Annotated in this window: 7 protein-coding genes and 1 pseudogene; all 8 read right to left on the bottom strand. The window is 69.1% G+C overall.

What is annotated here, in order from left to right; translation table 11 throughout:
• Positions 1 to 244: 244 nt before the first annotated feature.
• Complete coding sequence (locus tag OG729_RS39465) at positions 245 to 472, bottom strand: hypothetical protein (protein ID WP_405803394.1); 228 nt, start codon at positions 470 to 472, stop codon at positions 245 to 247.
• A gap of 203 nt (positions 473 to 675) precedes the next feature.
• The gene (locus OG729_RS39470) at positions 676 to 918 is read right to left on the bottom strand and encodes a hypothetical protein (RefSeq protein WP_405803392.1); all 243 of its coding nucleotides are present in this window, start codon (positions 916 to 918) and stop codon (positions 676 to 678) included.
• An 82-nt stretch (positions 919 to 1,000) separates the two neighbouring features.
• Positions 1,001 to 1,618: a hypothetical protein gene (locus OG729_RS39475; RefSeq protein ID WP_405803390.1), complete on the bottom strand. Its 618-nt coding sequence runs from the start codon at positions 1,616 to 1,618 to the stop codon at positions 1,001 to 1,003.
• Positions 1,619 to 2,010: 392 nt separating this feature from the next.
• Positions 2,011 to 2,217, bottom strand: a complete 207-nt coding sequence (locus tag OG729_RS39480; protein WP_405803388.1) for a hypothetical protein — start codon at positions 2,215 to 2,217, stop codon at positions 2,011 to 2,013.
• The gene (locus OG729_RS39485; protein WP_405803386.1) at positions 2,210 to 2,572 is read right to left on the bottom strand and encodes a hypothetical protein; all 363 of its coding nucleotides are present in this window, start codon (positions 2,570 to 2,572) and stop codon (positions 2,210 to 2,212) included. The genes OG729_RS39480 and OG729_RS39485 overlap by 8 nt, the downstream gene beginning before the upstream one ends.
• Positions 2,573 to 2,975: 403 nt before the next feature.
• The gene (locus tag OG729_RS39490; protein ID WP_405803384.1) at positions 2,976 to 4,181 is read right to left on the bottom strand and encodes a DUF932 domain-containing protein; all 1,206 of its coding nucleotides are present in this window, start codon (positions 4,179 to 4,181) and stop codon (positions 2,976 to 2,978) included.
• 386 nt (positions 4,182 to 4,567) lie between these two features.
• Positions 4,568 to 4,690 (bottom strand): annotated as a pseudogene (locus OG729_RS39495) (hypothetical protein); the annotation flags it as partial.
• Positions 4,691 to 4,921: 231 nt separating this feature from the next.
• Positions 4,922 to 5,293: a hypothetical protein gene (locus OG729_RS39500; RefSeq protein ID WP_405803382.1), complete on the bottom strand. Its 372-nt coding sequence runs from the start codon at positions 5,291 to 5,293 to the stop codon at positions 4,922 to 4,924.
• Between the last annotated feature and the right edge of the window lie 1,069 nt (positions 5,294 to 6,362).

A 6,362-nucleotide genomic window follows, 5' to 3' on the forward strand; every position in this document is an offset into this window, starting at 1 on the left:
AGGTCAAGAACTCGGGCTTGTCTTGACGGCCGTTGTCTGTCCAGGAAAGACCGGCAGCCGTGAGGGCGCGGCCCAACTGGTCGCAGCGCTCGCGGGTGATGTGACCGAAGGTTGCCAAGGTGCGGTCGGTCCCTTCTGTGACGGGCGGCGGTCTGGCGGCCGGTCAGGGTCGGCCGGACGGCTGGGGCTTGCGGTAGCGGTATCGGACGGTGCGACTGCTCGCGGTCACGGACTGCCGTGCTGGTCAGGGCGTGGTGGTCCACAGCGGGAGGCCGGTGCTGGAGCGGGTGGTGATGCCCGCGCGTACCGGAGCCTCGCGGTAGTCGGACACCCGCACGTAGCCGCCGCGTTCGGTGTCGATGCGGACGGTGTCGCCCTCCCACTCCCACCCGTTGATCAGTTCGGCGGGGAGGTTCTCGATGTCGTCGCTCTCCACCTGCATCGCCCAGGCGGTCAGCTCCTCGCCGTACACCTGCCGTCACTCGCGCAGGATGGTGAAGAGGTGGCCGAAGTCGTCGACCAGGGCCAGGGCGCGTGCCTTGTCGGGGGCCGGGGCACTCGGCGAAGCGGGGCTCGTCGGGGCGGGTGCGCTCACCGAGGCTCATCAGCCAACGCATGATCAGATCGTCTCCATCGTCGGGCGGGGCGGTGGGTGTCTGGGGGAGGGGCGGTGGCTCAGGGGCGCCCGGACGGCTGGGGCTTGCGGTAGCGGTACAGGAAGCGCGCGGCCCACTCGCGGCTGGCGAAGCCGGGGATGCCGCCGCCGCTGCCCGGGTGGTTGCCGGGATACTCGGCAACCCACTTGCAGCACTCCGCCTGGTACCAGGCGACGCCGTAGCTGGTGCCCCGGTCCTGGCGGTCCAGGACGCGGTAGCCGAGCGATCCGGAGTTGACGGTGAACGTGAACTGCTCCGGCACGGTGGCTCCTTCGGTCGGCCCGGGTACGAGAGGGGGCGCCCCTGACCTGCGGTTTCCTCGGCTTGGCTACGACGGCTCGGTGTCAGTTGGCGCTGACCAGGGCCCGGCGGCGCCCGCTTGGGCGGGCGCGCTGCTGGGCGCGCAGTGAGGCGGCCTCGTCGTGGGCGCGGCGGGCGTGTTCGTGCTCACGGGCGGCCTCGGTGAGGCAGTAGGGGCCCCACCACTGCTTGACGTCGACGGTGCGGGCCAGCGAGTTGGGGAACTGCGAATACGGGAGGTCGGCCAGCATCAGCAGCAGGACCGGGTGCGGGGAAGCGAGGAACCATCGTGCGACGGTCCACCAGGCGGTCACGGCGGCGCGCCGCGCGGGGTGGGCGGCGCGGGCTTCCCGCTCGTAGCGGGCGGCTTCAGCCTGGGCGTGGGCGGCTGACCAGGTGAGGAAGCGCAGCAGGGCGGGGGTGTCGCGCTGCCGGGAGGCGTTGAGGATCGCGGGCAGGTCGTCGCGCTGTGCGACATGGTCGGCGCAGGCTCGCACGACGGCGGTGAGCGTCTGTGCCGTCTTCTCCGACGGGTCGTGTCCGGCGGCGGACTCCATCGGGTAGACCGTCACCTGGGGGCGGTCGGTGTAGTCGTCGCGGTAGAGGGTCAGGCTGCCCCGGTAGCCGGTGCGGCTGCGGGAGAGCCGCGGCAGGGCGGTCATCGGGGGCGGTGACCTGGAAGGCGCTCACGGGGCCGAGACAGGCGCGGACGGCGGTGAACTGGTCCCAGTAGTGGGGGTGATGGGTGCCGGTGCCGGTGCCGGTGCCGGTGACGTGCACGCTGCCGCGCATCGCCCCGCCCAGCTCGAACGGCGTCGTCCGTGCGGGGGCCGGCCGTGGCGCGCACGGGGCCGGCGGGCGTCTCGATGGTCAGGCTCGGGCCGGTCATGGGCTGCGACTCCTCGGGCGTCGACTGGGCGAGCTGGGGGCCTGCCGCCCCGCGCCCGCCGAAGGGGAGGGTGCAGGCGTCGGGGCGGCAGGTCTTCGGCCAGTGCTGCTCTGGCCGGTGCGGCCGTCCGCCCCCGGGCTGGGGGGCGGGAACGGCGTCTGCGGATTACTCCTGCGGCGGCTTGTGGCGGCGGAGGTTGTCCCGCTCGGTCAGGGAAACTTCCTTGCCGCACGGGCATTCGGCGTAGCGGCGGCCGTGCAGGTGGAAGAACTTCGGTCCGGTGTTCTTGGCGTTGACCGTGCGGAGGGTGCCGGGGACCGCAGTGGTGTTGGTGAAGTAGCCGTTTGCGGTGACGGCGGGATTGTCAGCCACGGGGGCTCTCCTCGTCGGTGTCGGGGATCTGGCGCAGGACCGGGGCGGGGTAGGCCTCGCGCAGGACGGCGGACACGTCGGGGCACGGGAAGACGGCGGCGTGGAGCTCGGCCGTGTCCATGGGGTGCAGCCACCCGGTCCGTACGGTCCAGCCGCACGCACAGGGGTTGGGCTCGGAGGCCGTGGTGGCGACCAAGACGGCGCTCCGCATGGAGCTGTCCTCCAGCGCGAATATCAGCAGTGCGCGCAGGGCGCAGAACTCGTCTTCGTCCAGGACGGCCAGGCGGAGCGGCTCGGTGCCGATGGAGAGATCGGCTCGGCTCGTGACGAACGCGTCGTCGGTCCGCTCGGCCACGAGGTTCAGCGTGTGTTGGCCGTCTCCGACTGCCTGCACACGGCGGTAAGGGCGGTCAGGGTGCGGCTCATGGCGGCTTCGATGGCGGCGTCGCCGGGGTGGGTGAGCTCCGGGCGTGAAGGCATGAGGGCTCCTTGCGAGGCGGGGCGGTGGGCGGTGGGCCTCGGAGGCCGGCCGCACTGCGCCCCTGGGCACAACGGGTGTCTTCTGGCGCGCGGTCTGCTCCGCAGACGCGTCGCGCTGCCTCTACGCGGCAGGGGCCGGGGCGGGCACGCTCCGCGCTCCCTGAGCGGGTGGGAACGCGCGCTCCGCGCTCTGGGGGAGGTTGGCCCGTGCGGGCCGGGCTCGGGGAGGTTCCCGGCCCGCACGGGGGTCTGTCAGCTGAGGCTGCCGATCTCGGGGCTCAGCGGGTGCGGAGCTGGAGCAGGCGCCGGTGGGCCTTGTTCTTGATCTCGTCGTCGGCGCCTTCGAGTACGGCCGTGGCGCGTGCGATTTCCTCGGTCATGGACTGCGGCGGGCGCCTGGGGGTGACGTGGTCGAGGTAGCCGGTGATGGCGCGCTCGGCCGCGTAGGCGGTCCGTCCGACGCGTTCGCTCTCGGTGCGGAACACGTCGTCGAGGGCGTCCAACCGGGCGGCGTGGTTGGTCCGCTTCCGGCTGGATGAGTCGTCGTCGAGGGGCCACAGGTCGGCGATCGCCTGGTGGAAGTCGGCGATAGCGATGTCTGTGCGGGCGAGCGCGGTCTCTTCGTCGGCGAACCGCTCGAAGTACTGGGAGGAGAGACCCAGGGTGCGGCGGGCTTCCTTGATCTGGCTGGTGGCTCCTGCGGTGTGTCGGACGGCCCAGCGGGTGACGGCGTCACGGACGGCGAACCGCTCGGTGTTGGCGCAGACAGGGCGCCACGGGGTGACGACGCACTGGAACTGGCCGTTGCCGGAGTGGTCGTTCATCACGGCGATGTACGGCACCACGACATCGTTGATGCCGTCGGCGTCCACGGTGACCGTCTCCGGGAGGCGGATGGAGATGAACACGCGCTTCCCGCCGCGCAGGAGTCCGGCGGACTCCCACACCACGTCGTAGCGGCTCACGAGTTCCTGGAGGAACTCGAACCCCGCCCGGTTCTGAATCGGTGTGTACCGGGAGCCGACTGCACCGAGAGCGGCGCCGCTGTCGGAGCGGACGGTGTGCTGTTGGTCGGCGTGCTCGCGCGTCTCACCCTGCCACTCGTACAGGGCGGGCACCGTGGTGACGTCGAAGTCGAGCCCGGACAGACGCAGTACCTCGTCAATGTCCGTGGTGCCGCCGGGGATGATCTGGCCGAGGCCGTGCCAGGCCGGGGAGGACGCGTACAGGGCGGTGGTGCCGTCCGCCTGCTCGTCGAGCCCGTGGTTGGCGATGATCTGTTCGATCTGCCCCTCGGTGTTGCGGGAGACGGTGAACGTCTCGCCCCGGTCCCAGCCGGTGAGGACTTCGTACTGGTCGGTGCCGATCATGCGGATCTCGCCCCGGTCCACACGGGCTTGGAAGGCGCGCTCGTGTTCGCGGACGGCTTCGACCTGTGCGGTCTTCTCGGCAGCGAACGCGGTGTTTACGTCGGTGATACTCACGGTTCCCCTTCGACGTTGGATTCTGCGGTTTCGGGGGGCGGGGCCGCCGCCCCCCGAACAACTCCAATATTAGTGTTTTTTTAGGGTGAGTGAACCCACCCCTGACCAGCACACTTAGACCAGCGTGCGGTACTCAGGCAGCGGCGTAAGGCTCGTGCGCCGCGCATTCGTGACCGCCGACACCGCCGCGACACCGCGCATCTCGCACAGGTCATAGCGCAACTCGGGGGCCTCTCCGAACGGGTCGGCGTGCGCGTGGATCGCCTGCACCCAGTAGGTACCGTGACGCTGCGTCAGGCTGCCGTGATACCTGACCTTCTGCCACAGCACCGGTCCGGCGTGCTGCGGGTCCAGACTCCGGGCCACAGCGATCACGAGTTGATCCGCTACCCGCCCGGACAGCAGCATGACGAACGCGTGCGCGACTGTAGCGCGGTCGACCGGCACATCGGCCATGGCCGGGCCGGTGTGACCGGTGCGCACCCCCAGGGCCCAACCCAGCTCGAAGAACGGCCGGACCATGTCCAACTGCTCTTGCGGCACCCTCAGGGCGTCCGGGTCGCTCTCGCTGCGGGCCAGCTGCCGCAGCGCGTAACGGGCCTGGTCCTGCTCGGCCTCCGTGAGCGGCGCTCCGACGTCCTCGGCCTGCTCTGCAATCCGCGTGTTCTCCATGGCTTCCCTTTTCCTCTCCGTGATAGCGGGTGGAAATGGACACCCCGGGAGGGGTGCCCCCGCGCGGACTACTTCAGAAAGCCGCGCGACCGGAGGAACTCGGCCGTGATGTGCGCGACTCCACGGGGCTTGTAGATCTGCAGGAATCGCCGCATCTCAACTTCGGTGCGCCCTTTCTCGTCCGGCTCGATGAATTCGTGCACGAGCCGGTAAGAGCCGTCACCCGTCGGCATTTCCAGCACAACCGGACCGACCTTGGTGTCAAAGCGAATTCCGGTGTAATTCGCGTCGGAGTTGTGCACGATCTTCGCTCCCGCGCGCTGGCACAGCAGGGGCAGGAAGTTTGCGACTGTACGGGCCTGGATTGCAAGGCCGTTCATGGGTGCATCCTTACCTCCGTGCACCCGGCGGACGATCCCGCCAGAGATTTGGATCTCCACGTCTTCCCCTTCGTTGGTTCCTTGCGGTTCCCGGGGGCCGCCCTCCAGGACTTCAAATAATAGTGTGTTTTGACGTCGGGCGGAAGACCTGTTGCGCCCCATGTTGCGGTAGATGTTGCGTCCTGATGTTGCGTCAGGTGTTGCGTCAGGTGTTGCGCGCCGTGGCGGCCGGCCTCCCAGCTACCCCAGGTCAACGGCCTGCAAGCGCGTGGTCGGCGTGCTGACATCCCCTCTGCTGCCACTGTCCCGCACCGGTAGAAGGATGAGTAAGGAATGGGGGGCGGGTGTGGTCGGACGGCCACCTCGGGGATCGGGCGCGGTCTGTGGGTTGGTTGCGCGTCGGCCGTGGGCCGTCGCGCTGGCTGGGTGTCCCTGGCGGGGTGTGTCGCCCCGTGTGGGGGCGTGTCGTGGGGGTGGAGCTGCTCGCCTGTCTCTCCACCCTTCTCCGCCTCCCGTACGCCCTGCCTCGCCCCCGGCTCCTCCTCCCGCCCCTTCCCCTTCCTCCTGTCCCTCTCTTCCTCCCGTGGGGGTCGGTCCTGCCGTAGCAGGCACACCCCCCGGGGAGGACTCGCCCCGAACTCCCTCATTTGTACGGCCCCGCCCCGTAGCGCGCCTCCGCAGCATGACTCCGTCCTCGATCTCAGCCTCTTCGTACTGTCAGGTCTGGCCTGACGCGCTCTCAGTCCTCGCCGGTTGTCTGCCTGTTCAGTTGCGGGACCCAGCGGGGCTGTGGGGCAGTGCCCTTCAAGCTGAGAGGGGGTCAGGATGAATTTCTGAATTAGTATCTGCGATGCAGAATTGAGTATGGGTCATATCGCGAAAGGCGATCCGCCCCCTAGCCAGCTTTCGGAATTCGCGGCTGATGATGTGTGTGTTTGTAAATTGGATTGACGGCTATTCACCCGACGATGCGAGCAAGCCTCTTCCTCTAACCTGCGCCTTTCTGAATTCGCGGAGCGAATTCTGTTCGGAAATGCGGAGCATTTCCGAATTTCTGCGTCACGGAGTGACGCAGCGTCAATTACCTTGCGGAGCAAGGTAATTGAACCGTCGCGTAGCGACGGCGCGT

Source organism: Streptomyces sp. NBC_00210 (genome assembly GCF_045160975.1).
Taxonomy (GTDB): Bacteria; Actinomycetota; Actinomycetes; order Streptomycetales; family Streptomycetaceae; genus Streptomyces.